The 25439-nt window shown below is 40.7% G+C and carries 23 protein-coding genes; 12 read left to right on the forward strand and 11 right to left on the reverse strand.

Features of this window, described 5'->3' with window-relative positions; translation table 11 throughout:
- Window positions 1-7: 7 nt before the first annotated feature.
- The 5 genes from M0Q51_00435 to M0Q51_00455 all read right to left on the reverse strand — a co-directional run bounded on the left by M0Q51_00435 (window position 8) and on the right by M0Q51_00455 (window position 6428).
- On the reverse strand, window positions 8-1462 hold the full coding sequence (locus M0Q51_00435; GenBank protein ID MCK9398446.1) for an O-antigen ligase family protein: 1455 nt from the start codon (window positions 1460-1462) through the stop codon (window positions 8-10).
- On the reverse strand, window positions 1459-2442 hold the full coding sequence (locus M0Q51_00440; protein ID MCK9398447.1) for a hypothetical protein: 984 nt from the start codon (window positions 2440-2442) through the stop codon (window positions 1459-1461). Before M0Q51_00440 ends, M0Q51_00435 begins: the two co-directional genes overlap by 4 nt.
- 50 nt (window positions 2443-2492) lie before the next feature.
- Window positions 2493-3542 (reverse strand): hypothetical protein, encoded by a 1050-nt coding sequence (locus tag M0Q51_00445; GenBank protein MCK9398448.1) that lies wholly within the window; start codon window positions 3540-3542, stop codon window positions 2493-2495.
- 357 nt (window positions 3543-3899) lie between these two features.
- Window positions 3900-4700, reverse strand: coding sequence for a class I SAM-dependent methyltransferase (locus M0Q51_00450; protein MCK9398449.1), 801 nt, complete (start codon window positions 4698-4700; stop codon window positions 3900-3902).
- Between the two features lie 240 nt (window positions 4701-4940).
- Entirely contained in the window at window positions 4941-6428 is a 1488-nt protein-coding gene (locus M0Q51_00455; protein MCK9398450.1) for a polysaccharide biosynthesis C-terminal domain-containing protein, read from the reverse strand.
- A gap of 171 nt (window positions 6429-6599) precedes the next feature.
- Between M0Q51_00455 and M0Q51_00460 the strand changes: the two genes are divergently transcribed.
- The 11 genes from M0Q51_00460 to M0Q51_00510 all read left to right on the forward strand — a co-directional run bounded on the left by M0Q51_00460 (window position 6600) and on the right by M0Q51_00510 (window position 14707).
- The gene (locus tag M0Q51_00460) at window positions 6600-7736 is read left to right on the forward strand and encodes a glycosyltransferase family 4 protein (protein MCK9398451.1); all 1137 of its coding nucleotides are present in this window, start codon (window positions 6600-6602) and stop codon (window positions 7734-7736) included.
- A gap of 12 nt (window positions 7737-7748) precedes the next feature.
- The gene (purD, locus tag M0Q51_00465) at window positions 7749-9041 is read left to right on the forward strand and encodes a phosphoribosylamine--glycine ligase (GenBank protein MCK9398452.1); all 1293 of its coding nucleotides are present in this window, start codon (window positions 7749-7751) and stop codon (window positions 9039-9041) included.
- A 166-nt stretch (window positions 9042-9207) separates the two neighbouring features.
- Window positions 9208-9528, forward strand: a complete 321-nt coding sequence (locus M0Q51_00470; GenBank protein ID MCK9398453.1) for a nucleotidyltransferase domain-containing protein — start codon at window positions 9208-9210, stop codon at window positions 9526-9528.
- Window positions 9525-9926 (forward strand): HEPN domain-containing protein, encoded by a 402-nt coding sequence (locus M0Q51_00475; GenBank protein ID MCK9398454.1) that lies wholly within the window; start codon window positions 9525-9527, stop codon window positions 9924-9926. The genes M0Q51_00470 and M0Q51_00475 overlap by 4 nt, the downstream gene beginning before the upstream one ends.
- A 410-nt stretch (window positions 9927-10336) precedes the next feature.
- Window positions 10337-10525 (forward strand): hypothetical protein, encoded by a 189-nt coding sequence (locus tag M0Q51_00480; GenBank protein MCK9398455.1) that lies wholly within the window; start codon window positions 10337-10339, stop codon window positions 10523-10525.
- A 157-nt stretch (window positions 10526-10682) separates the two neighbouring features.
- Window positions 10683-10856 carry a hypothetical protein gene (locus tag M0Q51_00485; GenBank protein MCK9398456.1) on the forward strand — a complete coding sequence of 58 codons (174 nt, stop codon included), beginning with the start codon at window positions 10683-10685 and terminating at the stop codon, window positions 10854-10856.
- 249 nt (window positions 10857-11105) lie between these two features.
- Window positions 11106-11609, forward strand: coding sequence for a hypothetical protein (locus M0Q51_00490; GenBank protein MCK9398457.1), 504 nt, complete (start codon window positions 11106-11108; stop codon window positions 11607-11609).
- An 86-nt stretch (window positions 11610-11695) separates the two neighbouring features.
- Complete coding sequence (locus tag M0Q51_00495) at window positions 11696-12799, forward strand: 7-cyano-7-deazaguanine synthase (protein ID MCK9398458.1); 1104 nt, start codon at window positions 11696-11698, stop codon at window positions 12797-12799.
- 59 nt (window positions 12800-12858) lie between these two features.
- Window positions 12859-13851 carry a hypothetical protein gene (locus M0Q51_00500; protein MCK9398459.1) on the forward strand — a complete coding sequence of 331 codons (993 nt, stop codon included), beginning with the start codon at window positions 12859-12861 and terminating at the stop codon, window positions 13849-13851.
- Entirely contained in the window at window positions 13844-14440 is a 597-nt protein-coding gene (locus M0Q51_00505; GenBank protein ID MCK9398460.1) for a ribonuclease HII, read from the forward strand. Before M0Q51_00500 ends, M0Q51_00505 begins: the two co-directional genes overlap by 8 nt.
- A gap of 48 nt (window positions 14441-14488) precedes the next feature.
- Window positions 14489-14707 carry an OST-HTH/LOTUS domain-containing protein gene (locus M0Q51_00510; GenBank protein ID MCK9398461.1) on the forward strand — a complete coding sequence of 73 codons (219 nt, stop codon included), beginning with the start codon at window positions 14489-14491 and terminating at the stop codon, window positions 14705-14707.
- Window positions 14708-14781: 74 nt separating this feature from the next.
- Here M0Q51_00510 and M0Q51_00515 read toward each other — a convergent pair whose 3' ends face one another.
- Window positions 14782-16113, reverse strand: a complete 1332-nt coding sequence (locus M0Q51_00515) for an MATE family efflux transporter (protein ID MCK9398462.1) — start codon at window positions 16111-16113, stop codon at window positions 14782-14784.
- A gap of 171 nt (window positions 16114-16284) precedes the next feature.
- Between M0Q51_00515 and M0Q51_00520 the strand changes: the two genes are divergently transcribed.
- Window positions 16285-17130: a CHAD domain-containing protein gene (locus M0Q51_00520; GenBank protein ID MCK9398463.1), complete on the forward strand. Its 846-nt coding sequence runs from the start codon at window positions 16285-16287 to the stop codon at window positions 17128-17130.
- A 133-nt stretch (window positions 17131-17263) separates the two neighbouring features.
- Here the strand turns inward: M0Q51_00520 and M0Q51_00525 are convergent, their stop codons facing one another.
- The 5 genes from M0Q51_00525 to M0Q51_00545 all read right to left on the reverse strand — a co-directional run bounded on the left by M0Q51_00525 (window position 17264) and on the right by M0Q51_00545 (window position 25386).
- Window positions 17264-17638: a heavy-metal-associated domain-containing protein gene (locus tag M0Q51_00525; protein ID MCK9398464.1), complete on the reverse strand. Its 375-nt coding sequence runs from the start codon at window positions 17636-17638 to the stop codon at window positions 17264-17266.
- 27 nt (window positions 17639-17665) lie between these two features.
- Window positions 17666-19258 carry an efflux RND transporter periplasmic adaptor subunit gene (locus tag M0Q51_00530; protein ID MCK9398465.1) on the reverse strand — a complete coding sequence of 531 codons (1593 nt, stop codon included), beginning with the start codon at window positions 19256-19258 and terminating at the stop codon, window positions 17666-17668.
- 151 nt (window positions 19259-19409) lie between these two features.
- Window positions 19410-20873 (reverse strand): TolC family protein, encoded by a 1464-nt coding sequence (locus M0Q51_00535; protein ID MCK9398466.1) that lies wholly within the window; start codon window positions 20871-20873, stop codon window positions 19410-19412.
- Complete coding sequence (locus M0Q51_00540; GenBank protein MCK9398467.1) at window positions 20857-21267, reverse strand: four helix bundle protein; 411 nt, start codon at window positions 21265-21267, stop codon at window positions 20857-20859. The genes M0Q51_00535 and M0Q51_00540 overlap by 17 nt, the downstream gene beginning before the upstream one ends.
- Window positions 21268-21327: 60 nt before the next feature.
- Complete coding sequence (locus tag M0Q51_00545; protein MCK9398468.1) at window positions 21328-25386, reverse strand: efflux RND transporter permease subunit; 4059 nt, start codon at window positions 25384-25386, stop codon at window positions 21328-21330.
- Window positions 25387-25439: the final 53 nt, after the last annotated feature.

Genomic DNA, 25439 nt, shown 5'->3' on the forward strand with positions numbered 1-25439 from the left:
GGATCTTTTACGGTTCAGGTGTTTCAATAACCTGGGTATCCCTTTCTTTTTTTCCGGAATGATACAGATCCATTGCTACCAATATTGCCGTAAATCCCCAAAATGGCACAGACGCCTTGTCTGTGTCAAGGAAGTTATTCATTAATCCGTGCACATAATAAGTAATCAGTCCTAGCATGATCATCAAGCTCAACAGTTTGACTTCCTTATTTTGAGACCTCCGGTAAACACGAATGCCGGTAATAATGACAGTAACAACGATCCCGAAAAAACTCAGCATTCCGAGTACGCCGGATTCAGACATTGGCCCGATGTATTCACTATGGGCATTGCCCATGTCCCCGTAATTAGTGCTGATAATTGTTTTTTCCTTGGAACGCTGGTACGGAGCGTAAACAAACTGGTAAGTGCCCGGCCCCCAACCAAAAATTGGCCTTTCTTTGAACAATCTTATAGCTGAGGCCCATCGATTGATCCTTTCCAGGTTAGAAGCATCAGATGAAATATTGGAAATCGACTGGACATGCTCCATGAAATCAGTGGAAGAGTCTTGTTTGTTCTTTTCGAGCTTATCAATGAACTGGTACTGGAACATAAAGAAGAGGCCGATACCGACCACCAGGGAAAGCAAAAGCCAGTAAAACCGGATGCGGAAGCGGACCAGAAAGTAAACCATCAGGGCAGCAGCTACACTAATCCAGGCTGCTCTGCTGTATGAGAAGATAATGCCGGTAACCAGGATAGCCAGGATGATAAAAGCCATCACACGGTAAGATCTCTTAAATTGCCGGGACAGGGATAATCCTGTAAAGACGGGAAGGAACAAGGCAATAATAGCACCATACGCCGTATGGTCATTATAAAAAGGCTTCATGACCATATTGCTGTGCGGCTTATCGAATCCATAAGTTGAATGGTTATAAAGCGTATAGAAAATTACTATTACCAGCGGAATAATGTATAACCACTGGAATCTTCTGACATTTTTCAGATCCATGAACAACAATATTCCGGCAAAATAGAATGGTATGACAAACCATAAACGGGCAATCATGAATTTTATGGAAACAGTGGGAATCTCACTGGTGAAACAGGTAATAAAAATCCAGACGAGATTGATGACGATGGCAATGGTAACGGGGTGCTTCATGATCTTGTGATCATAGAACCTCTCATGCAAAAGTTTCAGTATAAAAAGCAATAAAACCCCGAACATAAGGGGTTCTGAAGGCAAAGAAATCCCGATCCCAAATTCGGCATCTTTAAGATTAACGGCAAAAGGGGTTAGAAAAGTGATCAGAAGAAGCACATTATCTAACGAAAAAATATACAGGATGAGCAATAACAAGACGAAAGGGATAGCCAGCCCCCATAATTTATCATGGAGAAAAAGGTAGGCATTAGCGGCTATAAATACCGCGCTGGCACCATAAACCCATAATAGTTTCGCCCGTTCGGTCAATGATTCAATTGGTTTTGATTTTTTCTGATTCTTGACACCCTCAGGTTTTCAACCATCAGAATAACAACAATGGAGAAGAAAAAGGTCAGGATGAACGTCATGGTCACAATCAGCCAGCGGACCGGAAACGATTTTTTATCGGCCGGAAATGGGCGTGTAATGACATTACAATAGGTCAGCTTAGCCTTGTAAAACCGGAGAGCATCTTCATACTGCACATTAAATGCTGTATAGGCACGCGCCTCATTTTTAATCGATTCCGTCAGCAGGATCAGGTCGCCCCCCACCCTTTCCATATTATCTTTCAGACGTTTAACCTCGGAAGAGTTGATGTTGGCTGCAGCGCCACTGGTCACCGTACGCAAATAGCCCCTCATGATCTCTTCTGAGCTTTGATCATAACCCAATAAGCCTGATTCAACGCTTAGAGTATATAAAGCTTGTTTCAGCGAATCAATATCTCTTTCCTTCTTAGATAGTAATTGCTTGAACATGTCCATCACTTCCAAATACTTGGCATTGTGCATATTTCTGACTTTCTGATTGTAAAAGTCGATAATCGCTTCAACAATATTGCAGGCCATAACAGGATCCTTGTCAAGAGCTTCTATACTTACCGCATCATAAGGAGTTTTTTCAACTTTAATATTCTGGCTGTATTCGTAATAAATAGCTGTTTTAAAGTATTTATAATCTTTTGAAATCTTGTAATGTTCAGGCAGGTTAAACTTTGTAATCACACTGTCAATAATATCCTGTGACTGCAGGATCTGGTACATCTGTTCCGTTTCACTTTCTTCAGAATACGGTGATACATTAGCCGGATAGATCACGGCCATGGATTTGAATTTTGGTGTGATGAATAAGGAGCTGGAGAAGATAACCGCCAGCACAACTGCAACCGAAAGGATCACCAGCAGGTGGATTCTCCATTTGAGCAGAAGGTTGATCAGGTTCGTATTATTAAAGTATTTTTCCATTTTGAGCTCAGATATTTTAAATTTCTGAAATCTGACATTCAGCTTAGGTATTATTGGGAACTGAAGTTTTTTTTTAACTGTAACTTCGTATAATTCTCAACGATGATAATGGTTAAAACCGCCGCAAAGAAGACGATAAAGGCAGTGACAACCAATATGATCCACCGGATCGGGTATGATTTGATCTCTGCTTTGTAAGCGCTGTTTATGATAAATTTCTGAGGCAGAAACTGCTCTGCGTCAACTTTGGCTTCCTGGTACTTGGTCTTTAGCAAAGTCAACTGCTCTGTCTTAAACTCCAGTTCATTCTTCAGAGATAGGAAAACCCCTCCGTATTTTCCGATGGTATCAAGTTTCTGTTGAAGGACTCTGACTGCATGTTGATTGTTTTGAGAAAGTGCAATAGCAAACTGCTGGTTAAGAACTTCTGATTGTCTTTCGTAATCATTAACTCCTTTACTTCCGAGGTATCTTAATGATTCGACGATGCTACTGACTTCATTTTCAAGGCTGCGATACTGCTCATCGACAATCTGGAAAGCTTTGACCGCCCTCTCTTTCTGCATAATATTCCTGGTAGAATCAAGCAAGGCTGCAATATCATTAGCCATGTCCGCTGCCATTTGCGGATCGGTATCAAAAACGGTGATCTTCACAGCCATGTATTCCGTCCGGCGAAACTTGACATTATTTTCATATTCCCTGTGTAACCGGGTATATTTATATTTTGAATCCGGGGAGATATTATAATGCCCCATGAGATCATATTTCTCAACAATCCTGTCCCTGATCAGGTTAGAATTCAGCATCTGCAGCATCTGTTCAGCTTGCTCATCTTCACCGATACCCAGAATATCTTCTTTTATTCCGCTGTTCTGGCTGATCAAAACTTTGGAAATCGAATTGGTCGCAACCGGGAACATGATCACGGAAGATTTGTATTTGGGCTTAATAAAGAAGGGCGATGAAAAAATAATTGAGGCAACGATAGCAATGGCGGTAATAATAGCCAGTGGAAGTCTCCACTTATATAATAAATGCAACAGGTTGATGGAATTAAGTTCCTTTTTGAAGGGTTCCTGGTTCAACTGATCAGTCATGTTTTCCTTTTTACGAAAAAGAGATCAAATTTAGAAATAAATATTTAAAGTTTAGCTTTTTCTATAAACTATAATATTAAAATAAGGTTCCGATGCTGCAAGCAGATCCCTCGCTTACAAAACTTTGAAAAGTACCGATATTTCCGACTTTTATCATTGTTTGAATAAAAAAGGTGCGCCTGACCTGCGCCAGCAAGTATTTCACCTAAATTAGTCCGCTTTTGGCTGAAGATTTACAATGTAAACCATATTTCAGTAAAAATAGAATAAAATTAGATTTAAAAATGAGGAGGAAATTATTCAAGAATTACTGCAAAATAATTGGATAAGAACATGTTGGGTAATTCTAAGAGGTATTTACTTGATCACTTTTATGATCCAAATGTCCTGCTGAGGCTTGTTGTTTCTTATATCGCCTTCAATATGCTCGAGTAATTGGTGTCCTTTTATAAGCTCTGTTACAAAGTCAGGGGGATGAATAGCAGTATACGTCCTATGGCCAATTTTTGTATTACCTCTTGTAATTAATTCTCCCCGATTAAATTGATCTAGTTCAGATATTGTCAGTTTTATCCTGAATGCATTACCCTGCATCGTAAGGAATAAAATGCCATTTTTTTTAGTTATTCGCACTAATTCAGAAAACCACTTGTAATGCAATCCCTCAGGAAGATGTGTAAAAATCGAAATGCCATAAATAATGTCAAATGAATTGTCCACATAAGGCAATGGTGGCTCAGTATCGTTCAGGTTAAAATTGACTCCCTTTATCGCTTTTTTATTCCAGGCAATTGATTTTGCATTATAATCAGTCCCATAGACGGAACATGATTTATCAAGTAAATCCGGAAGATGTCGGACGATTCTTGCGGGTCCACATCCCCAATCTAAAATATTTATATTGATTAATTGATAGTGTCTTTTGAAATGATCCAGTAACCAAGCGGCTGTATTCCTGCTTGCAAAATAATAGCTGTCATAATTGAGGTCAAATGCTTCATAAATGAGATAAGCAGGGGGAATTGGAATGCCAGGATTTTTTGATATGAACCTTCTTCTTTCTTTTAATTTCTTTAAATGGAAAATGAAAAATCTTATTTTGTCAGTAAAGAGTAATATTCCTAATTGCCTTAAAAGATTTGAAATCTTCGTCCTCATTTTTAATAATTTAATAATCTCAGGCTTAATATAAAAAATTGTTGTCCGGTATTGGCTTTATTTCGATTAGTAGATTTGCCTGATCAGACTATTCTACATATGTAAAAGTACTTTTTTTTCCGGTCGCACGATGATATCTGGCGCTCCGCCCATTTCTCTTTAAATTAACTCCATGCCGTCATCCCGAGGCTCCGCCAAAGGCGGAGACGAGGGACCCAATAGCCAATTCATTCCTAACCATCAAACCGACGATTTTTCTTTAAGCAAACGAATGATTTCCACGATATTGATCAATCTTAATGTAAAAGCAGAAATAAGACTGGCAGTTAACATGATCGAAAAGCTGAGTAACCAGTGGAAGGATAATTCTTTCGAAATGAAGTTAAAGCCTATCACTAAAACGATAAAGAACAGAAGAGTGAAAATAAAACGATAATCTATCTTAAAACGGAAAAAGTACTGTGCCATGATAAGATAGGAGCCCGCCGTGAACAGCTGTGTAACAAGACTTGCATAAGCCGCACCGGAAGCCTGCATCCTGGGTATTAAGAGGATATTAATACCGAAATTCACAATAATTCCTCCCAGGGCTATCATGTTCAGCTGCTTCAGATTGCCATTTGCCGTGAGCAACGTACTAAAAACATACATAGTAGTACTTCCCAGGAAACCGAACATCAGGATACCATAGACCCGGGCAGATTGGCTGAGTTTGTCTGCAAACTCAGCCGCTGATTCCAGTTCTCCTCTCGGATATAGCCATTCCATGATCTCGGTCCTGTAGAAATAAGAACCGGTAACGACGATAATAGCTGAAGTGATCAGCAGAGAATAAGGCAACCTGATCATTTTATTCAATTCCTGCTTCATCTTGATCATCTTCGAGTAAATAGGCAAAAGCAACACGGCAAAAAGCCACGCAAACTGGTTAAACGCGTCAAGTAAACGAAAAGCATGAGCATATATACCAACTTGCCGCTTGCCTTCTGCTCCTTCAAGTAGCCGTTCGATAAAAACCGAATCGACCCGGTTATAAACCGACATAAGCAGCGCCAGGATAGCAAAAGGCAGGCTCTTTTTCAGGATCACCAGGAAAAATGGCCAGTTCCAGCTTAGTCTTTTAAACTTTGCCTTCCGCACAACGATAGCCATGGCTACTGCCATGGTAATCAGGTATGCCGCTGTTTGGGCATAAACGAACCATTCGATTTTAAACACCCCACCTGTAAGGTTCCCCCAAAGTAAAGCAGCACATATTAATATCATCAGTACCCGGTCAAATACGGAGAGAAAACTGTCGGTGCGGAACATTAGCATACCTGATACATTCGACCTCAGGTAAAGGATAAAAGAGAGGAGGAACTGGTTAAACCCCACCCAAGCTAGCATGGTTAGCTGTTCCCCTTTATACCCGATGATCAGGGCAACAATGAAGGTCACGGCAACATAAATAAATGTAAGTAAGAATTTCAGGATTACCAGGCTTGAGAAATGCTTGTTCAGCAAGTGGACATGCTGGGCAATATTCCGGTTGTTGAAATTTGTAATTCCGGCATCCAGCAATATATTGAACAGAAAAGCAAAATTAAAAATGGTAAAATAAAAACCGTAATCCACAAGCCCAACCGTATTCTGCACCGTGCGATCGATCCCGAAAATCCAGAATGGCTTTACCAGAAAGTTCAGGAACAGCAATAGGGCAAGATTGGTCAGGAATTTTTTCTGCATTGATGGGTTGTTAGGAAAATGTGATAATAACAGGCGGTTTAATATTCTCTCTTGAGCCAGTCATTTTCAAAAAAAATTAAATTTGTACAAAGTTATGAGATTTAAAAAACGGTGCACGGGTTAAATCCGGTATGTAACCGGAAGTTTAATTTCTTTTTAATATATATAAAATTGAGAATTGCCGTTAACACCAGGTTGCTCCTGAAAAACAAGCTCGAAGGAATAGGATGGTTTTCTTACGAAACTTTAAGAAGGATAACGAAACAGCACCAGGAACATCAGTTTTATTTCATGTTCGACCGGCAATTCGATGAGTCATTCATTTTTTCAGGGAATATCACACCCGTGGTTATCCCGCCGCAAGCCCGGCATCCGTTGCTGTATTACCTTTGGTTTGAAAAATCTATTCCTAGGATATTAAAAAAGATCCAGCCCGATCTCTTTTTCTCTCCCGATGGATATTTATCGCTTTCCAGCCCGGTTAAATCGATGAATGTTATTCATGACCTGAATTTTGAACATTATCCCGAGGACCTTCCATATCCCGAAAGGACATTCTATCGTCATTATTTTCCGCAATATGCCCGGAAAGCCTGCCGTATCGCGACGGTTTCGGAATTTTCAAAACGGGACATCATCAACCAGTATCATGTTTCCCCTGAAAAGATCGATGTAGTTTACAATGGCGCTAATGACCGTTACTCTCCCCTTTCTGAGTCTGAAAAGTTCCTGGTCAGGGCAAAATATTCCGAGGGTATCCCCTATTTTGTATTTGTAGGTGCCCTGCATCCCCGCAAAAACCTGGCAAATTTATTCCGCGCTTTCGATCTCTTCAGGCAGGAAACCGGTATCAACATGAAACTGCTCACCATCGGGCAGAAAAAATGGTGGACCAAAAGTATCAAAGAAGCTTATGATAAGATGCAGTTTAATAAGGATGTGGGTTTTTGCGGCCGGCTCGAACCACTCGAGTTGAACAGGGTAATTGCCTCCGCTACAGCACTTACTTACGTTTCTTATTTTGAGGGGTTCGGTATCCCGATCCTCGAAGCATTTTACTGCGAAACACCGGTAATTACATCCAATGTAACCTCCATGCCTGAAGTTGCCGGAGATGCTGCCATTCTCATCGATCCTTTCTCTGTAAAATCGATCTGTGAAGGGATGATGAAAATTGTGTCAGATCCCTCAATTAGCATTTCTCTCAATGAAAAAGCACGTGAACGCAGGCAGGTTTTCAACTGGCAAAGAACCGCCGGCCTGCTCTGGGACTCCATGGAAAAGGCATTAGATTCAAAAAAACCGTAAAAAAAGAAATGAATGAATGTTTTGATCATTGGTTCCGGGGGAAGAGAACATGCTTTAGCCTGGAAATTGCGACAAAGCCCTCTATTGACGGAGTTATTTATTGCACCCGGCAATGCAGGAACAGCAGAATTGGGAAAAAATGTAAACCTTTCTGTTTCTGATTTCGCAGGAATCAGGGAGATGGCCCTGGAGAATAAGATTGAAATGGTCGTAGTCGGCCCGGAAGTGCCGCTGGTGGAAGGCATCCATGATTTCTTTCTCGCTGATCCATTGCTGAAAGAGATTCCCGTTATCGGGCCCAGGCAACAGGCGGCCATGCTCGAAGGCAGTAAGGACTTTGCCAAGGCTTTCATGGAAAGACATAACATACCCACCGCAAGGTACAGGACGTTTACCAAAGATCAGCTCAAAGAAGCCATTCACTTCCTTGAGAAAATGAATCCTCCTTTTGTTATCAAAGCGGATGGCCTTGCCGCGGGTAAAGGCGTTGTTATATGCAAGACTCTGAAAGAGGCACAGGAGGAGATCAGGGCGATGTTGCTCCATGAAAAATTCGGCGAGGCCAGTGAGAAAGTGATCATTGAAGAATTCCTGGCCGGTATAGAAATGTCCGCATTTGTGCTGACCGACGGCTTGCACTACCTGATCCTGCCGTCAGCAAAAGATTACAAGAGGATCGGAGAGGGCGATCTCGGCCCGAACACGGGCGGCATGGGATCTGTTTCCCCCGTCCCTTTTGCAGGTGATGCTTTTATGAAGAAGGTCGAAGAAAGGGTCATCACGCCTACTATCGAAGGCTTGATCCGGGATGGCATAGAATACAGGGGATTTATCTTTTTTGGGCTGATCAATGTTGAAGGTGATCCGTATGTCATCGAATACAATGCCAGGATGGGCGACCCTGAAGCAGAATCCATCATTCCCCGGATTAAAAATGATTTGCTTGAATTGTTCATAGCAATTGGTAACCAAAGCCTTGACCTGTATAAAATTGAAGTTGATCCAAGGTATGCAGCAACGGTGATGTTGGTTTCATCGGGCTATCCGGGAAGTTATGAGAAAAATAAAACTATATCCGGTCTTGACCTGGTTGAAGACAGCATCATTTTTCACGCGGGAACCATCATCGGTCCTGAAGAAAATCAGGTGCTTACCCATGGCGGGCGTGTTCTGGCCCTGACTTCTTTCGGGGACACAATAATAGAAGCTTTCAGGAAGTCATATCTGAATGCGGACAAAATTAAATATGAGAATAAAGCTTTCCGGCGGGACCTCGGGCAGGATCTGTTGAAGTACCTAAAGTGATTCAGGGTGCAATTCGACCTTCATGTTCCATTTTGCATTTTTCATGTTGTATTTTTCATTTGTTGAGTATTTCATAAATCGTTGGGGTCATTGAAGTGTAATCAGAAGACCTATTTCTTAATTTCAAATTCAATCATTTTTTGTAATTTTATTAAAAATTAGGAAGATGATTGACAATGTTAAAATAATATCTGACTTGAAAAGCCACTTGCTTAAAAACTATGGTAAATCTGTAAATGATGTCGTTTTGTTTGGTTCTCAGGCACGTGGCGATTCCAATGAATATTCTGATTTTGATGTTTTAATTGTTTTAGAAAATGATTATTCGGGAAGGGATGAAAATCAAATTCTGGATTTGTGTTATGATATTGATTTAAAATATGACATCCTCTTAGATGTTCATCTAATTTCAATTAAAGAATTGACTTCTATTCGTGGGAGACAACCTGTCTTTGTTAATGCTATTAAATCCGGGATACACGCATGACAATTGAAAGCAACGATAGAGAAAACTTAATTAAATATCGGCTGGAGCAAGCAGAAGAAACAATATCAGATGTTCAACTTCTTATCGAGAACAACAGATTACGATCAGCAGTTAACCGGATTTATTATGGAATGTTCTATTCTCTTTTAGCGTTGGGATTAGCGAACCAATATGAGGCCTCGAAACATGCCCAACTTATTGGTTGGTTCAATAAAAACTTCATAAACGAGGGTTTAATTAATTCAAAATATGGCAAAATAATCAATAAAGCATTTAACAGAAGGACTAAAGGAGATTATGATACCTATGTTGAATTTGAAAAGAACATTGTACTTGAGATGTTTAAAGAAATGCAAGATTTTATATCGGAAATCAAATCATACCTTAAAATTCATTAAACAGCCGACCTGCAACGCCTTTTATCAACTGCCCTTTTTACCGGCTCCGCTTATCAGGTTACAGTTCTGAAGATGGGATTACGTCAGCTCGCATTTGAAGTAATTTCAAGTTTGAAATTGTGGCGGAAATTTCCTTATCTTTCGGATTCATAATATGAGTGATAATTATTAATACCTTTAAGGTTCATTATAAGAACTGCTTTTCTAAGGCTAAGCCAGGAAATGAATGATTTCAATCTTTATATCAACCAAAAAATAGCAACTCATTCAATCCGCTACATTTTATTGCCTATCCCCACCCCTATTGGTGTGTTAATAGGACTTACTGGGATAGCGGGTATGAGGGAGTTGAACTACCTGGCAAGCTGCAAAACTGTTATCTGCTTTCTTATGCTGCGTTTATCACGGAATTGGGTAAAAAGAAAATAAAGCTATCCCTTTCAGAAGAAGCCGAATGGGAAGGTTACTTCTTACAGGAAAGTAAAAAAGCGCTTGAACTGAAAGCTAAAATTGAAACCACCGATAAAGAGATAGACCGGATGGTGTATGCTTTGTATGGGCTGACGGAGGAGGAGATTAAGATAGTTGAGGGATCATAAGAGCAGATCCCTCCGCCACCCACGGCGGGGTCGGGTTTTCGCCCTTTGTCACCACATAATGGGGTATTTTGGGATTATAGAAGAATAATTAAAAACAAAAAGACAAAACAGACGGATATCATATAATTTTGCATCTTGGTTATTAAAGATTTTGAAAATGAAAGTAATACTTGATATACAAGAAAGCAAGGCGACATTTTTCATGGAATTGGTCAATGGATTGAAATATGTGCGAATTATAAAACAAATAAAAGATAAGCGTAAAAGCCGTGCAATTCAGGATATCGTTGACGCTTTCAATGATGTGAAGCTTCATGAGGAAGGGAAATAAGCACTAAAATCTGCAAATCAGCTTTTGGATGAAATTTAATGTTGTCGCTACAGAAAACTTCGAAAGGAAAGTTTGCAAAGTTTTTCTGAAAGCTACCCTCCAGCGGATTTATAACAGCGTCTCCGTGGTTTAGATAATAATTATAACTTATGAGAAACCCTCATCTATTTGCAAACTGCATCTTTAATTATTAAATTTACCCGGTCAAAAACACAGGCCGGCATTTGCTCTTGACCGTTGTACCCAATAATGAAAGATATGAAGTCCAGGTTTACATTCTTATTTGCTTTAATATGTTTATTGTTCGCTGATTCTTGCAGTAAATCTCCGGTTTGCTGGGGAGATGATGCAAATAAGAGCATCATTGAAAAGTATTATAACACGCATGATTTTCCCATGTGTGTTGAAGGATATATACAGGAAAACGAATATTTGATTGTCAGGAACATGAATGAGCTTTTAAATATTACCGATTCGAATTGTTATAATTTGCCTGAAGCCGGGTATGCTTTAAATCCACCTGAAATTGATTTTAATAATTTTAGTTTACTCGGATTTTGGGTAACCGGACAATGCGAAACAAAATTTATAAGAGATGTTATTAAAGATGAAGAACTTAGGAAATATATATATAAAATAATTGTAAAGGACTGTGGTTCCTGTGAAAAAGAGAGATATGATGCGAATTTAATTTTAGTGCCTAAACTACCTGATGATTTTATGGTTGAATTCAAAAAAGAAGATGGAGATTGATTTGCCGGGCACAATAGTTTAAAGGAAAGCTGGGATAGCGGGTTTAGGGAGTTACTTGACACTATTAAAAACAAACATAATTAATTATGGCAACAACTATAAAAACGTGCAGTAAATGCATTCTGAATGAGAAGATAGATGGCGTTATAATCGGTGACGATGGTATTTGTAATTACTGTAAAGAATATGTACCGTTTAGTCCTTATAAAGAAAGTGAATTACTGAAGATATTTAAAAAAGCACGAAAAAAGAAAAGGATATATGATGCGCTTGTTCCCATCAGTGGAGGTAAAGACAGCACTTATGTTTTATATTTAGCTGTCAATAAGTACAAACTAAATGTATTGACCTACACTTTTGACAATGGGTTTATGAATGATCTGGCTAAAGAGAATATTGAAAGAGCTGTTAAAAAGTGTGGAGTTGATCATGTTTGGGTAAAACATGACTTGAAATTAATCCATGAACTATACCGCACTGCTCTCGTGCATTCGGGTGAGATATGCGGTATTTGCGGGACCGGAATAGAAAGGAGTATGTTGAAAATTTCTGAAGTGTGGAAAGTGCCGGTGATTTTATTAGGTCATTCACCGACGGAAGCCAATTCTTTTACATCTGAAAATATTTATGATCAGTCGAGATTAAAAGCAATCATTCAGAAGAACCGGAATATAAATAATGAAATGATCAACCGCTTCCTTATCTATCCAAAACTGAATTTTATTACAAGTTATTTATATACAAAATCAGGACGTTTTGGAAAGAAGGTCAATATACTATTCTATTTAAACAACCCTTCTGATAAGGAAATCGGAAATATAATAAAGAAAGAAATGGACTGGAAAGAATCAGATCAGTCAGAATACACCAGGCATTTTGATTGTTTGGCAGAGCCTTTCTCCAACTACATAAGGGATAAACGTTTTGGTTATTCAAGACGGTTGCCCCAGCTCAGTAATATGATCCGGAACAAAGAAATAACAAGAGAAGAAGCCTTGAAAATTTATATCGATGACAATAAGAATCCTTTACCGAACAATTATGAATTTGTGATGTCATCTTTAAATTTGAAAGAAAATGATATTGAGGAAATTGAAAAAATTCCCGTGAATGTATTTAATGATAAGAAATCACCGGCTAACATAATATTTGCTAAAACAAGAAACTTGATCAAGAAAAATGTTCATTAAAATAGATGTTGTGATTTTTTATCATTTACTTAACTAAGATTCAATAATTTAAGACCATTATGCTGATCAAATTTTTCCGGTCGAGTTTCCTTATACAGTATTTTTTACTTATCCTTGTCACCGCCGGGATCTGGATACCCGGTTTCTTTGCAAACCAGGGGTTGCCGGTCGAACCCAGCCTTATCACCCCTTTATACAACCTTGCCCATCATCTCCTGAAACTTTTTGAGGCCGCCAGTCCTGCTTTAGCCATGGTGATCATTCTTCTTTCGGCCCTGACACTCAATAATATCCTCATCTTTCATGATCTTACGCCCAAAAACGACCTGCTGCCTGCTTTTCTTTTCATCGTCCTTATGGGTAGCAACCCCCTTACTTTATGCACCTATCCGGTAGTTCTTTCTTTACCATTTTTCACCTGGTTTCTTCATACTATCTTCAGAATCAATGATGAACCCGAGAATAATATGGCAGTGTTTAATGCCAGCATCCTGATTTCAGTCATTTCGATGATCTATCCGGCAGCCATTATCATCTATGCCTGTATATGGCTGATCTTACTCGTTTTCGGCACTTTTACCGGAAGAAACCTCATCATTTCGTTCATCGCCCTGTTGCTCCCATATATATACCTGTTCCTGTATTTCTTCTGGACCGACCAGCTCGGTGAAGCATTGAATGCATACCGGGTTTATTTCTTTGAAATTTTTCACTTCCGGATCAATTTCGAAATATGGCAGCTATGTATTTGGGGTATTTTTATCGTATTCATGCTATTACCGGCTTTTTTGCGGATCACCGGCACCCTGAGCACGTTCAGCATTAATTTCCGGAAAAAAATGTCCGCTACCGGATGGCTCCTGGCATTCACCTTCCCTATCATTATTTTCCATGGGCAGGTAGATTATAATTCCCTCATATTTTTACCGGCCACTATCATGATTGCCCATTATTACCATCTCTTTAAAAAATCTGTCTGGAATGAAATCGCCTTGCTGATATTCCTGCTGCTGATCCTTACACACAACTATTTACAGCTGTTTAATGCTTAAGTCCTCCTTAACTGATAACCTGATCGAAGCTGGTTGCGATGAAGCCGGCCGGGGATGCCTGGCTGGTCCTGTATTTGCTGCTGCAGTGATCTTACCGCCAGGATATACAAATCCGGCTATTAATGATTCTAAAAAGATGTCGGCAAGGCAAAGGGAAAATATGAGACAAATTATCGAAAAGGACGCCGTGGCCTGGGCAGTTGAATCAGTGGATCACCAAACCATTGACCAGATAAATATCCTGAATGCCTCCATCCTGGCCATGCATCAGGCAATAAAAAAATTAACAATACAACCACAACTGATCCTTGCTGATGGTAACCGGTTTCATCCCTATCCCGGCATACCGCACCGCTGCATCATAAAAGGAGATGCCACTTACCTGAGCATTGCCGCTGCATCCATCCTGGCTAAAACATACCGGGATGATTTTATGTTGAATTTGGACCGGGTATTCCCCCAATATGGCTGGAAAACCAACAAAGGCTATCCAACGGAAGCACATCGGAAGGCAATTGATCAATGGGGAATAACCAGCTTTCACAGGAAAAGTTTCCATTGTAAACTGACTCTGGATTTTTACCCCTGATTTTTGTATATTTGTACCCCCAGTTAACAACTCTTTAAAATTTAATCCATGACTCACTCCGAATTTGAAATTATTATAAAAGAAGGAGTTAACAGTTGTGCCAATGACCAGGGATGGGTCAACTTAGCTGAGCTAGGTACCTATCTCAGGCAAAGAGGTCTGCAGTACGGCAAACTCTCACGCTTTCTTCAGGACTATCAGAATATCATTGAAATCCGGGTTGACGACTCTATAACTCCTCCTGCCGTTTACGCAAGATTGCGCTGACCTGCTGGTAAGCTGTTTGCTGATCAGGGCTTCCCATCACCGCCTTAGAGGTGAACAACATGCCTGCAAATGAATCAGACCCTGGATGTCTTCCATTTACCGCTTTTAAGGTAAAAATATGACATTCCACCCAGAAGAAAGGCATAAAAGTACTCTGTCATCCAGACGATATAAACTTCCTGCCGTAAAATTTCAGCTAATATAAAGGCTGCGGCCAGATAAAAGAAAATGACAACCAGTTCGATAAGGAAGGAAACCTGGGTTTTACCTGTACCGGAAACCGCATTGAAAAAAACATAACCCACCGCCAGGAATAATGCAGCCACATTTACAACATAAAGTGCAGGTAACGAAACGCTTATCAGTTCCGGGTCGTTGGTATAAATTTTCAGTGCCAGACCAGGAAAGATCAATCCCAGGATTACAATGAACAATACTCCTATGGCACAGAGCCTGGCGACTTTCATAACCAGCGGCATGACTTCTTCCTGCCTGTCCTTGCCGATCAGATTACTGACCAGGGTGTTGGTGGCGGAACCAAATCCAAACATCGGGATCATCATGATCACGTAGAAGCTGCGGATAATATTTGATACGGCAAGGGCACGTTCGCCAAGTTTTTCGATAAAAAGAAAAAAAACGAGCCAGGCAGACATGGAAAAGAAGTTCTGCAGCATGACCGGAAATGCCACTTTTATGATCCTCTTATATAATACTTCATCGAACCTTGCACGATGAAATAAATTGAATTTTTTTCCATCCTGATTCATCATCGTGAAAACCGTAAAAAATACTGTTGCTGAAAATTCAGCAATCACAGAAGCCAGCGCAGCACCGCCGATCCCCATTTCAGGTAAACCGAGGTTCCCGAAAATGAGGCCATAATCAAGTACCATATTAACTAGTGCCATGAGCAAGGTAGTCCAGATAATGACCTTTGTCCGGGTAATCCCGATATAGAGCCCGCGGAAAAGCATATTAACGCTGGCAAAGAAAATACCATAAGAACGGTACCTGATATATTCCTGGGTATATGCATTGACATCTTCCGACTGTATAATATGTTTCAGGATGTCACCCGAAAAAAACTGCATCAGGCTAAAGAGGGAAAGGGCTAGTGGAAGCTGGAAATAGAACCCATGCTGAAAAGTCCGTCCGATCTCGGCATAGGCCTGCTCACCTTTCCTTCTGGCAATAATGATCTGTGTCCCGGTCCCGAAACCCCACGCCAGCATCACCGCTATAAAATAAAAAATCCCGCCGATAGCACCTGCGCCAAGTTCAACCTGCCCGACCCTGCCCAAAAAAGCAGTGTCAGTGATGTTCAGTAAGTTCTGTGCTACGCTGCCAATAATAATCGGATAAGCAATGAACCAGATCTCACGGTATGTGATTGAGGTTTTCACCAGACTTTAAAGACTAATGGAAATTTTGGTAAATTTACATTTTTTGACGAAAAGCGCAGGGCGTAGGGCATTGGGTAATTAGAATTTTAATTTTTATTGAATGATCGCTCATCCTGACATCTTTTTTAACTTTACACGATATTATCTGATCCAACAGATAATCAAGAAAGCATGATTCAGGAAGAGTCGTTCAAGTGCGTCATCAGAAATTACTTTTCAAGGTATCTTGAGCACTTCAGGATAAACCTGGAAAAGGCGATGGAGGAATACGATCCGGAAGCTATCCACGAATACAGGGTATCAGTTAAAAGGATTCGCGCTATTATCCGCGCATTGGACCGGGTTTATGATAATCCGCTGTTTTCCGGAAAAATGATCCAGCCTTTGCGGCTGATGTTCAAAGCCGGCGGAACGATCCGCGATGACCAGGTGCAGATCGGGCTGGTCGAAAATATAGAGAAAGAATTCGGCCATGCTTTCCCTCTTATCAAAGATTATTATTTTAAAAGAATAGAGAATCAAAGGGATTCCTTCTTTTTAAAATCGATTGATTTCGAATATAAATCCATTGATTCCATTTCCCGGCAGATCGAAAACATTCTTGATCCGCTGGATGATAATTCACTGGAAACAAATCTCTACAACTGGCTCCATGAATCTATGGAGAAACTGAAAAGAAAAAGGTATGACCTTGAAAAACCTGATAAATTGCACCGTTTCCGCACCCGTTTCAAGGAAAACGGGTATGTCGCGGAGATGATCTTTCAATCCAGATACAGTAACAAGATCTCAAAGACGGCATATAACCGTATGAAAAATTTTGGCCAGGAGCTCGGTAACTGGCATGATCATTACCAGCTCTGGTCTAAAACAGCGCTCATCTTCCAGGAATCCCGGAACTTTGACCTGCTGGAAGAGGCATTTGAATTGAGGAAATTTATTACACCCATCCACGATAAGCTATTCCAGGAAATACTTCACCTGATTAAAAGGGACGACAGTATTTTTTCTGTTTGATAAAACAGGGAAAAAGGATACTTATATTGCAGCCAGTCTAAACCAATCCAAAAAGTTTACTTTGGATTGTTGTTTTTATTCACACATTCTATGATTTAAGGTTTGCCAATCCCCCTAATGAAAAAGATGTCTCCTAATGATTGTGCATTTCATGGTCTTTTTCCGGCTCTTTTGCAGCAGGACGATCGTAATGGCAGCAGCCGGGTAATTCATCATAAACCTTATCATCAGCCCGGTACATATCAGTATCATGTCCTACTTTTGCAATGGTGATATTTATTTTATCCACATCAGTTTTAGTGGAATCATAAGACACATCGATCATTTTTGTCTCTTTGTTCCAATCAGCAGCGGCTACACCTTTGACCGACTTTGCAGCGGTTTCGATACGTTTTTCGCACATGCCGCAATTTCCGTACACTTTAAACTCTTCCGTTTTGCTTTGAGCGAAAAGTGTCATTGTTCCTAACAGGAACAGACATCCAAAACTTACCATTTTTACTTTCATGTTTCTATTATTTAAGTGATTAAACATTTAATTACGATATAAGCAACATTCAGGCAGATTGTTGTAAACTTCATCACTGGCCTTAAACTTTTCTGTATCATGCCCGGCTTGAGCTATGGCCATATGGATGGTGTTAAGATCAGCCAAGGCGTTATCGTATTCCACATGGATTTTTTTAGTTTTAACGTCCCAATCAGCAGATGAGACTCCCTGAACAGATTTGGCGGCTTTCTCAATACGTTCCTTGCACATATCGCAGTTGCCTGAAACGCCAAACATGGCATGCTGAAAGGTCTGAGTTGAGGTATTCCCTGCAGAAACATTATTTAGGTTTTTATTTAACTCTGGAGCAGCAGGCATATTCATTCCCGGCATGGTGGATGTTTGTCCGCCCTGACGGTTCATCATGCTGGGCTTACCTTCCAACTGTGCGGCGGCATCAACGCTGAATACGCCCTGCGTGACAATTTCCTCCCCTTCATTCAATCCATTCATCACTACATAGCTGCTTCCCAACATGGGACCGACTTCTATCTCGCGCATTTTAAACACCGGCTCATCAGTTTCCGTTTGTTTCACATATACAACAGAGCGTTTGCCCGTCCATAATACCGCAGTGCCGGGAATGATTAAATTGTCATTGTATTGATTGAGGTTTGCCTCAACAAGGCCGGTTGCAAACATTTCGGGCTTTAATTTTCCGGCCTGGTTGTTGATTTCTACCCGGACTTTTGCGACGCGGGTAACGGGATCGAGCACCGGATCAATAAAGGAAATATTGTCTGAAAAATTGACTCCAGGCATAGCCTGAACAGTGAAAGTAAGATGATCACCTTTTGCCAGAAAAGGAAGGTCGCTTTCATAGGCATCGAACATCACCCATACATGCGAAAGATCTGCCACATCAAATAGTACCGTGCCGGGGGAAATATAATCGCCATTATTGACCCTTCTTGCAGTAACAATACCGGTTGTATTGGCATATACTTCAAAATCAGATTTGGCAATGCCTGAGCTCTCAATGCCGGCAATCTGATTATCGGTCAGTTTCCACTGGCGAAGTTTATCTTTTGCTGCCTCATAAAGGATAGGTTGCGATGATTTTGTTTTGGCTGTTTCAAGCAGTTCCTGCTGGGCTGTTATCAAATCGGGTGAATATATTACGGCCAGCTTTTGTCCTTTTCCGACTGTTTCACCTGTATAGTTTACAAACAATTTTTCAATACGGCCTGGCAGATAAGACACCTGGCTTTGTAACATTCGTTCATCCGCCTGTACTTTGCCATATAGACGTACTTCTTTTACAGGTTTTTGTCTAGATACTGTTGATGTCAGGACGTTAGCCAACTGAGCAGCTTCCTTGCTCAGGTGAATGGCATCAGGGTCTGTGGAGGTATTGCTTTGATTGAGTGGAATTAAATCCATGCCACAGATAGGGCATTTGCCCGGTTCGTGCATTCGTATCTGCGGGTGCATGGCGCAAGTCCAAATCGTGCTTTTAACAGTTTCAACCGTGAGGTCTTGCTTTTCTTCTTTTTGATCCGGGGAATGGAAAAATAACCAACCGAGAAAAATACCTATTATCAAGGTGATGATATAAAATATTTTTTTTCTTTTCATAAATTTTATTTTAAAAGATATAAATAGAAATATAATGGAAATACAATGGAAATACAATGGAAATATAATGGAAATAAAGCATAAATACAATAGAATCATATTTCCAAGTTTTCAACGTATTTCCATGTATTTCAACATATTTCCATGTATTTCAATGTATTTCAAAATTTCCTAATCTTTTGAGCCATGCAATGGAAGTGTTGAAATCGGCAATAGCTTCTATTTGCTTGTATTCGTAATCGAGGGTTTGCTGGCGAATGCGTAAAATATCAGTGAGATCTGAACCGGACGATGCATAACTTTTAAGCATAATATCGAGCGATCTCAAAGCTAGCTGATATTGTTCAGCATAGAGTTTTGTACGGCGCTGAGCATCCTGGTATAATTGCATGGCCTGATAATACTCCGTTTGCAATGAATTAGCCGTTGCTTTGTAATATTGTTTATTAGTCGATTTCAAAAAGTCGGCTTCGGTTTGCATAGCTTTATATTTTTTGCGGTAAATGGGTAAAGTAGCCGTTACCATCGGCATAATCATATCTTTTCCATTCATTGAGGAAGTGGACATATCACTTTTACTGATAATCGAATAATTTAAACCTAAACCGAACATAGGATAGCCCATGCGTGTAACCATTTTTTTACGGGCTTCGAGCGATTGCTGCTCATATTGAATCATCCCCAGCATCGGATTGTTACTTAAAATACTATCCGATACAGCAATCATCGACGGTAAAAAGTTTTCGGCAATTAAAGTATCAGGCAGCGAAACCGGCGAATCAGGTGGCCTGTTCAGATAGCTGTTAAATTCGGCAACAGTGGTATTCCATTGGTTTTTTAACAGTTCTATATTGTTCAGAAGGTCACCGATTTCAATTTGGATCCTATACACATCAGAAAGCCCTGAACTACCGGAAGATGAACCCATTGAGTTGTCCTGCATTGTTGATGCTGCCTGATTTGAAACAGACCCGGCAGTATTGCCCGAAATTCCTCCCATACTTTGCATACCGGAGGATCCGGAAGTAGCACTTTGAGTGGAAGCCGGGGACATTCTCCTGTTAGGTGTTGCGGTGCCATTCCCTGTCGGAGCGGCTTTGAACCTGACGATGGCCAATCTTTCAATCGTGCGAAGAATCTCGATATTTTTCTCCGAAATGCGGATATTCTGTTTAACTTTATGCAAATCGTACCATTTGCGTTGTACATCATAAAAGACCTGCAATTTGGCATCGCGAAATGATCCGTATTTTGCTTTTGCCATCAGGCTCATTTCATCCTTAGCCGATTTTATCACACCGAACCATGGGAACATTTGCATCAGCCTTATATCAGCCACCTGGTTACCACCAATAAGTTCCATGGGGCTGAGGAAGACTCCGAGACTAAAGTCAGGATCGGGTAAGCTGCCAACCTGCGGTACCTTTTGCAAAGCTGCCTCATATTCAAAATATCGCTGAAGTACTGTTGGGTTGTTTTGAGCAGCAATTTCAAGATAGTTCAGCAATGAGTCGGTTTGGGAATATGCTGATATACATAGAAATAAATAGAAATACATGGAAATACATGCAATGATATAATTCGTGGAGAATTTGAATTTATTGTTGTTTTTCATCTTTGGTCAGTTTGATGAAATTGTTTAATCTGATTTGAAGATCTTTAGAAACAGTTTTATAATCATCAAAAATTTCTTGGGAGATTTTACCTCGTTCAAATAATAGCTCAAGCCAATGATCGGTGGCTTCAGACTGGGATGCCCTCGCATTATAATAAAACCGAACCTTATGCAAATAATGAAATCGGCTATAACCTTCTGCGATGTTCGCTCCAATAGAATCGGTTGAACGGATAAACTGATCACCAATGACTTTTTTTTCTTCAAAACTCATTTTTGAATAAATGTTCCAAGCAATAACTGAAAGTTTCCTGGCTAATTGATATACCTTCAAATCCTTAACTTGTATGTAGTTTCTACTTCCATTTATTTCATTAATTTCATTTATTTCCATGTATTTCTATGTATTTCAACGTATTTCTATTTATTTCTAAGTATTTCTATGTATTTCTATTTATTTCAATTTCCTTTCCCTCCACATCGCCTGAAACAAAGGAACCACGAAGACTGTCATTACCTGGATAACCATACCACCAAACATGGGTATTGCCATTGGGACCATAATATCAGCTCCTTTGCCGTTAGATGATAAGACAGGTAATAAAGCAATGACAGCAACGGCTGTGGTCATCATAGCTGGCCTTACACGTTTCAGCCCGGCAGACACTACGGCTTCACGCACTTCATGAACAGTTGCAGGATGCCGCGCTTCAAATACCTGGTGAATATAAGTCCCCATGATTACGCCATCATTAGTGGCTATACCGAATAAAGCAATAAAACCAACCCAGACTGCCACGCTCAGATTTATCGTGTGCATCTGGAACATATCCCGCAGGTTTATGCCAGCAACGGAAAAATTAAGAAACCAACCCTGACCATATAACCAGAGCATGATAAATCCACCGGCAAATGCGACGAATACGCCGGAAAAATGAATAAATGAGGCCGTAACAGTGCGGAATTGGAAGTACAACAATAACAATATCAATAATAAGCTTATGGGTATGACAATAGCCAGTCTTTTTGTAGCCCTCAGCTGATGTTCATAATTGCCAGCGAATTTATAAGACACTCCGGCAGGAAGGGTAAGAGATCCTGTATTCAGCTTCTGTTGGATTATTTTAGCTGCTTCTTCCACTACATCAACTTCTGCTTTTCCTTCTATCTTATCGAATATAACATATCCGACAAGGAAGGTGTTTTCACTCCGGATCATTTGAGCTCCGCGGGTGTAATCAATATCGGCGATTTCGCCCAAAGGAACCTGGACGCCATTCATTGCCGGGATCAGGATGCGTTTCAGGTCATCAGGATTATCGCGCAACTCACGGGCATAACGGACCCTGATTGGGAACCTTTCGCGGCCTTCGACCGATGTGGAAAGGCTCATGCCTCCGACAGCCACCTGCAGCACTTCCTGGACATCGCTGATACTCATCCCATAACGGGCCATCGCTTCGCGATTGAGGTTGATTTCGAGGTAAGGCGCCCCTACGGCCCGGTCGTAGAACACGGATGATGCTTTGACTGACGGCACATCTTTCAGCGCTTGCTCAAACTGCATACCAGCCAGCTCGATGGAGTTGAGATCGGGCCCGTAAACTTTTAAACCCATCGGGGCGCGCATACCGGTTGAAAGCATCACCAGCCGGGTCTCAATCGGTTGCAGCTTTGGAGCGGAAGTCAGACCAGGGATGTCAGTTACCTTGACTATTTCGTTCCAGATATCCAGAGGCTTTTTAATCTGCGGACGCCACTGGCGGAAATACTCTCCATTTTCATCTTTTATCAGAAAACTATCTATATTTTTCGAAATATATTGAAATACATTGAAATACGTTGAAATATTAGAATCCCGTATTTCAGATTTTATCCACTGACCTTTGACTAAAACTAAAAATGTTCCACTTTCTTTATTATACTTTATTTCCTCAATATTATCGACTGTAACTTTATTTCCATCTATTTCTATTGTATTTCCATCTATTTCTATTGTATTTCCATCTATTTCTATTGTATTTCCATCTATTTCTATTGTATTTCCATCTATTTCAACCGCATTTCTATTTATTTCTATTGTATTTCTGAATTCCGACAAGTTCAAAATAAAATTCACATTCTTATCTGCCTTAAACCTTTGTCTATGCCCATTTTCGTTAAGGATGTACTCAGGCCGGTAATTGATAGTATTCTCAAACATTTGCACCGGGGCCGGATCAAGGGCAGAATTAACGCGGCCCCATTTACCCACGGCAATTTCGACTTCGGGAATAGCAGAAAGCCGTTTGTCGAGCGTTTCAATGTATTCAAGGTTCTTCTCAATGCTTGAATGTGGCATACTGGTGGGCATGAGCAAGAAAGAACCTTCGTTTAATGAAGGCATAAACTCCTTGCCAATTCCCGGAAACGTCTTTACAGGAGCCTGCCAGATTGCTGTTTGCCTGAAATTTTTCCAACCCACACTTTCTATACCTGATGCAACAAAACCGAATATTTTATCAAAACCCTGCCAGGCTAACAGACCAAAAAATAAAGTGACTGCCGGTATGATCAGGAACTTACTTTTATGTGCCAACGCCCAACGAATAATATCTTCATAATAATGCACCATGGACATCAGGGCAGCAAGAATCACAGCAATGATACCACTCACAAAAATGAAATTGATGAAAGTACTGTTATGAGCGCCTAGGGGAAGCCACTCAACTGAGAGATACCAGGCTGCTGCAAGCACGGTAATGGCAATGTTGATATAGTTAGGAAATTCTTTCCGGTATTCAGGCCAGCGGTAATCGAGCAAATTATTTATACCTACAGCAATTAAAGCCAATGCCGGCCAGGTATGCCAGAAAATTATAAACGCTATCCCTGCTATGATAAGGCTTCCGTTCCACACCATTCGGATTTTCTTTTTATCAAAGCGGATATTGAAGAATATATGCACCAGTGTTGGCAAAACCACGATTCCGAGGATAAATGCAGCGATCAGGGCGAAGGTTTTCGTAAAAGCCAGGGGGTGAAATAATTTACCTTCGGCGGCCTGCATGGCAAAAACGGGCAGAAAGCTGACAATGGTAGTTGCAATGGAAGTAACCACCGCTGCACGCACTTCGGTAGTGGCCAGGTATATAACCTGGAGCAATTTCTTCCCACGGATGCCTAAATTTTCGGGCATTTCCAAATGCCGGAGAATGTTCTCCACATCCACAATCCCAATGTCGACCATTACGCCAATGGCAATTGCAATACCCGATAAGGCAACGATATTGGCTTCGATGCCGAATAGTCGCATGAGGATGAAAGTCATTAATACGCCAATGGGCAGAAGGCCCGCTACAATGAGGGATGCTCTCAGGTTCATCACCAGGATAATAATCACAATAATACTGATAAGGATTTCATGCGATAGGGCATATTCAAGCGTTCCGATGGTTTCTTTAATCAGCCCGGTACGGTCGTAGAATGGAACAATCGTCACTTTGGAAACTGAACCATCGGGCAGGGTTTTTTGCGGCAAACCGGCTTCTATCTCTTTTATTTTATCTTTTACATTATTGATGACTTCCATGGGATTTGACCCAAAGCGGGCAACTACTACCGCGCCTACTGCTTCGGAACCCGACTTATCGAGTCCACCGCGGCGGGTAGCCGGTCCAAATGCAACGCGGGCAACATCTTTAATGCGCACCGGTACATTGTTTCTTACAGCTACGACAGAGATTTCAAGGTCTTCCAAATTCTTTACATAGCCTAAACCGCGGATAATGTATTCCACATTGTTAATTTCTATAGTTTCCGCACCGATGTCGAGGTTGCTTTTGCGCACGGCATTCATTACATCCATCACTGATACATTGAATGCTTTTAGCGCTTCAGGATTCAAGTCGATCTGGTATTCCTTTATGAAACCACCCACTGATGCCACTTCGGAAACACCTTCTGCTATAGTAAGTCCGTATTTAACGTAAAAATCCTGGATGGTCCTGAGCTCCTGCGGATTCCATCCCCCGTTTGGCTGTCCTGTTGCAGGGTCCCGGCCTTCAAGAGTGTACCAGAAAATTTGTCCCAGTGCAGTAGCATCAGGGCCAAGAGTGGGTTGAACCCCGGCAGGTAATGTTCCGGAAGGCAGGGAGTTGAGCTTTTCGAGAATGCGTGACCTGCTCCAGTAAAATTCGACGTTATCTTTAAAAATAATGTAGATAAATGACATACCGAACATCGAAGTGCTTCTAACGTTCTGCACCCCTGGAATACCCAACAATGCAGTAGTTAAAGGGTAAGTTACCTGGTCCTGGATGTCCCTGGGAGAACGTCCCATCCATTCGGTAGCCACGATCTGCTGATTTTCGCCAATATCGGGGATAGCGTCCACCGGAACAGGATCGCGGGGTATGAAACCCGTTTTCAGGTTGAATGGCATATAAACAATACCCAGCACCACAAAAGTGATCAGAAAAATAAAGGTGATCAGCCGGTTTTCAAGGAAATATTTTACCAGACGATTAAACATGAGCTAATGATTTTAGCAGTTTAATTTAATTTGTTATTTATTATAACCTGAAT

Source organism: Bacteroidales bacterium, assembly GCA_023229505.1.
Taxonomy (GTDB): domain Bacteria; phylum Bacteroidota; class Bacteroidia; order Bacteroidales; family JAGOPY01; genus JAGOPY01.

What these genes read in the sequence shown, in the direction of transcription:
- M0Q51_00440 (MCK9398447.1), bottom strand. Translation starts at nt 2,442, where the DNA reads ATGGAAAAATACTTTAATAATACGAACCTGATCAACCTTCTGCTCAAA.
- M0Q51_00445 (MCK9398448.1), bottom strand. Translation starts at nt 3,542, where the DNA reads ATGACTGATCAGTTGAACCAGGAACCCTTCAAAAAGGAACTTAATTCC.
- M0Q51_00450 (MCK9398449.1), bottom strand. Translation starts at nt 4,700, where the DNA reads ATGAGGACGAAGATTTCAAATCTTTTAAGGCAATTAGGAATATTACTC.
- M0Q51_00455 (MCK9398450.1), bottom strand. Translation starts at nt 6,428, where the DNA reads ATGCAGAAAAAATTCCTGACCAATCTTGCCCTATTGCTGTTCCTGAAC.
- purD (MCK9398452.1), top strand. Translation starts at nt 7,749, where the DNA reads ATGAATGTTTTGATCATTGGTTCCGGGGGAAGAGAACATGCTTTAGCC.
- M0Q51_00470 (MCK9398453.1), top strand. Translation starts at nt 9,208, where the DNA reads ATGATTGACAATGTTAAAATAATATCTGACTTGAAAAGCCACTTGCTT.
- M0Q51_00475 (MCK9398454.1), top strand. Translation starts at nt 9,525, where the DNA reads ATGACAATTGAAAGCAACGATAGAGAAAACTTAATTAAATATCGGCTG.
- M0Q51_00485 (MCK9398456.1), top strand. Translation starts at nt 10,683, where the DNA reads ATGAAAGTAATACTTGATATACAAGAAAGCAAGGCGACATTTTTCATG.
- M0Q51_00490 (MCK9398457.1), top strand. Translation starts at nt 11,106, where the DNA reads ATGAAAGATATGAAGTCCAGGTTTACATTCTTATTTGCTTTAATATGT.
- M0Q51_00495 (MCK9398458.1), top strand. Translation starts at nt 11,696, where the DNA reads ATGGCAACAACTATAAAAACGTGCAGTAAATGCATTCTGAATGAGAAG.
- M0Q51_00500 (MCK9398459.1), top strand. Translation starts at nt 12,859, where the DNA reads ATGCTGATCAAATTTTTCCGGTCGAGTTTCCTTATACAGTATTTTTTA.
- M0Q51_00505 (MCK9398460.1), top strand. Translation starts at nt 13,844, where the DNA reads ATGCTTAAGTCCTCCTTAACTGATAACCTGATCGAAGCTGGTTGCGAT.
- M0Q51_00510 (MCK9398461.1), top strand. Translation starts at nt 14,489, where the DNA reads ATGACTCACTCCGAATTTGAAATTATTATAAAAGAAGGAGTTAACAGT.
- M0Q51_00520 (MCK9398463.1), top strand. Translation starts at nt 16,285, where the DNA reads ATGATTCAGGAAGAGTCGTTCAAGTGCGTCATCAGAAATTACTTTTCA.
- M0Q51_00525 (MCK9398464.1), bottom strand. Translation starts at nt 17,638, where the DNA reads ATGAAAGTAAAAATGGTAAGTTTTGGATGTCTGTTCCTGTTAGGAACA.
- M0Q51_00530 (MCK9398465.1), bottom strand. Translation starts at nt 19,258, where the DNA reads ATGAAAAGAAAAAAAATATTTTATATCATCACCTTGATAATAGGTATT.
- M0Q51_00535 (MCK9398466.1), bottom strand. Translation starts at nt 20,873, where the DNA reads ATGAAAAACAACAATAAATTCAAATTCTCCACGAATTATATCATTGCA.
- M0Q51_00540 (MCK9398467.1), bottom strand. Translation starts at nt 21,267, where the DNA reads ATGGAAATAAATGAAATTAATGAAATAAATGGAAGTAGAAACTACATA.
- M0Q51_00545 (MCK9398468.1), bottom strand. Translation starts at nt 25,386, where the DNA reads ATGTTTAATCGTCTGGTAAAATATTTCCTTGAAAACCGGCTGATCACC.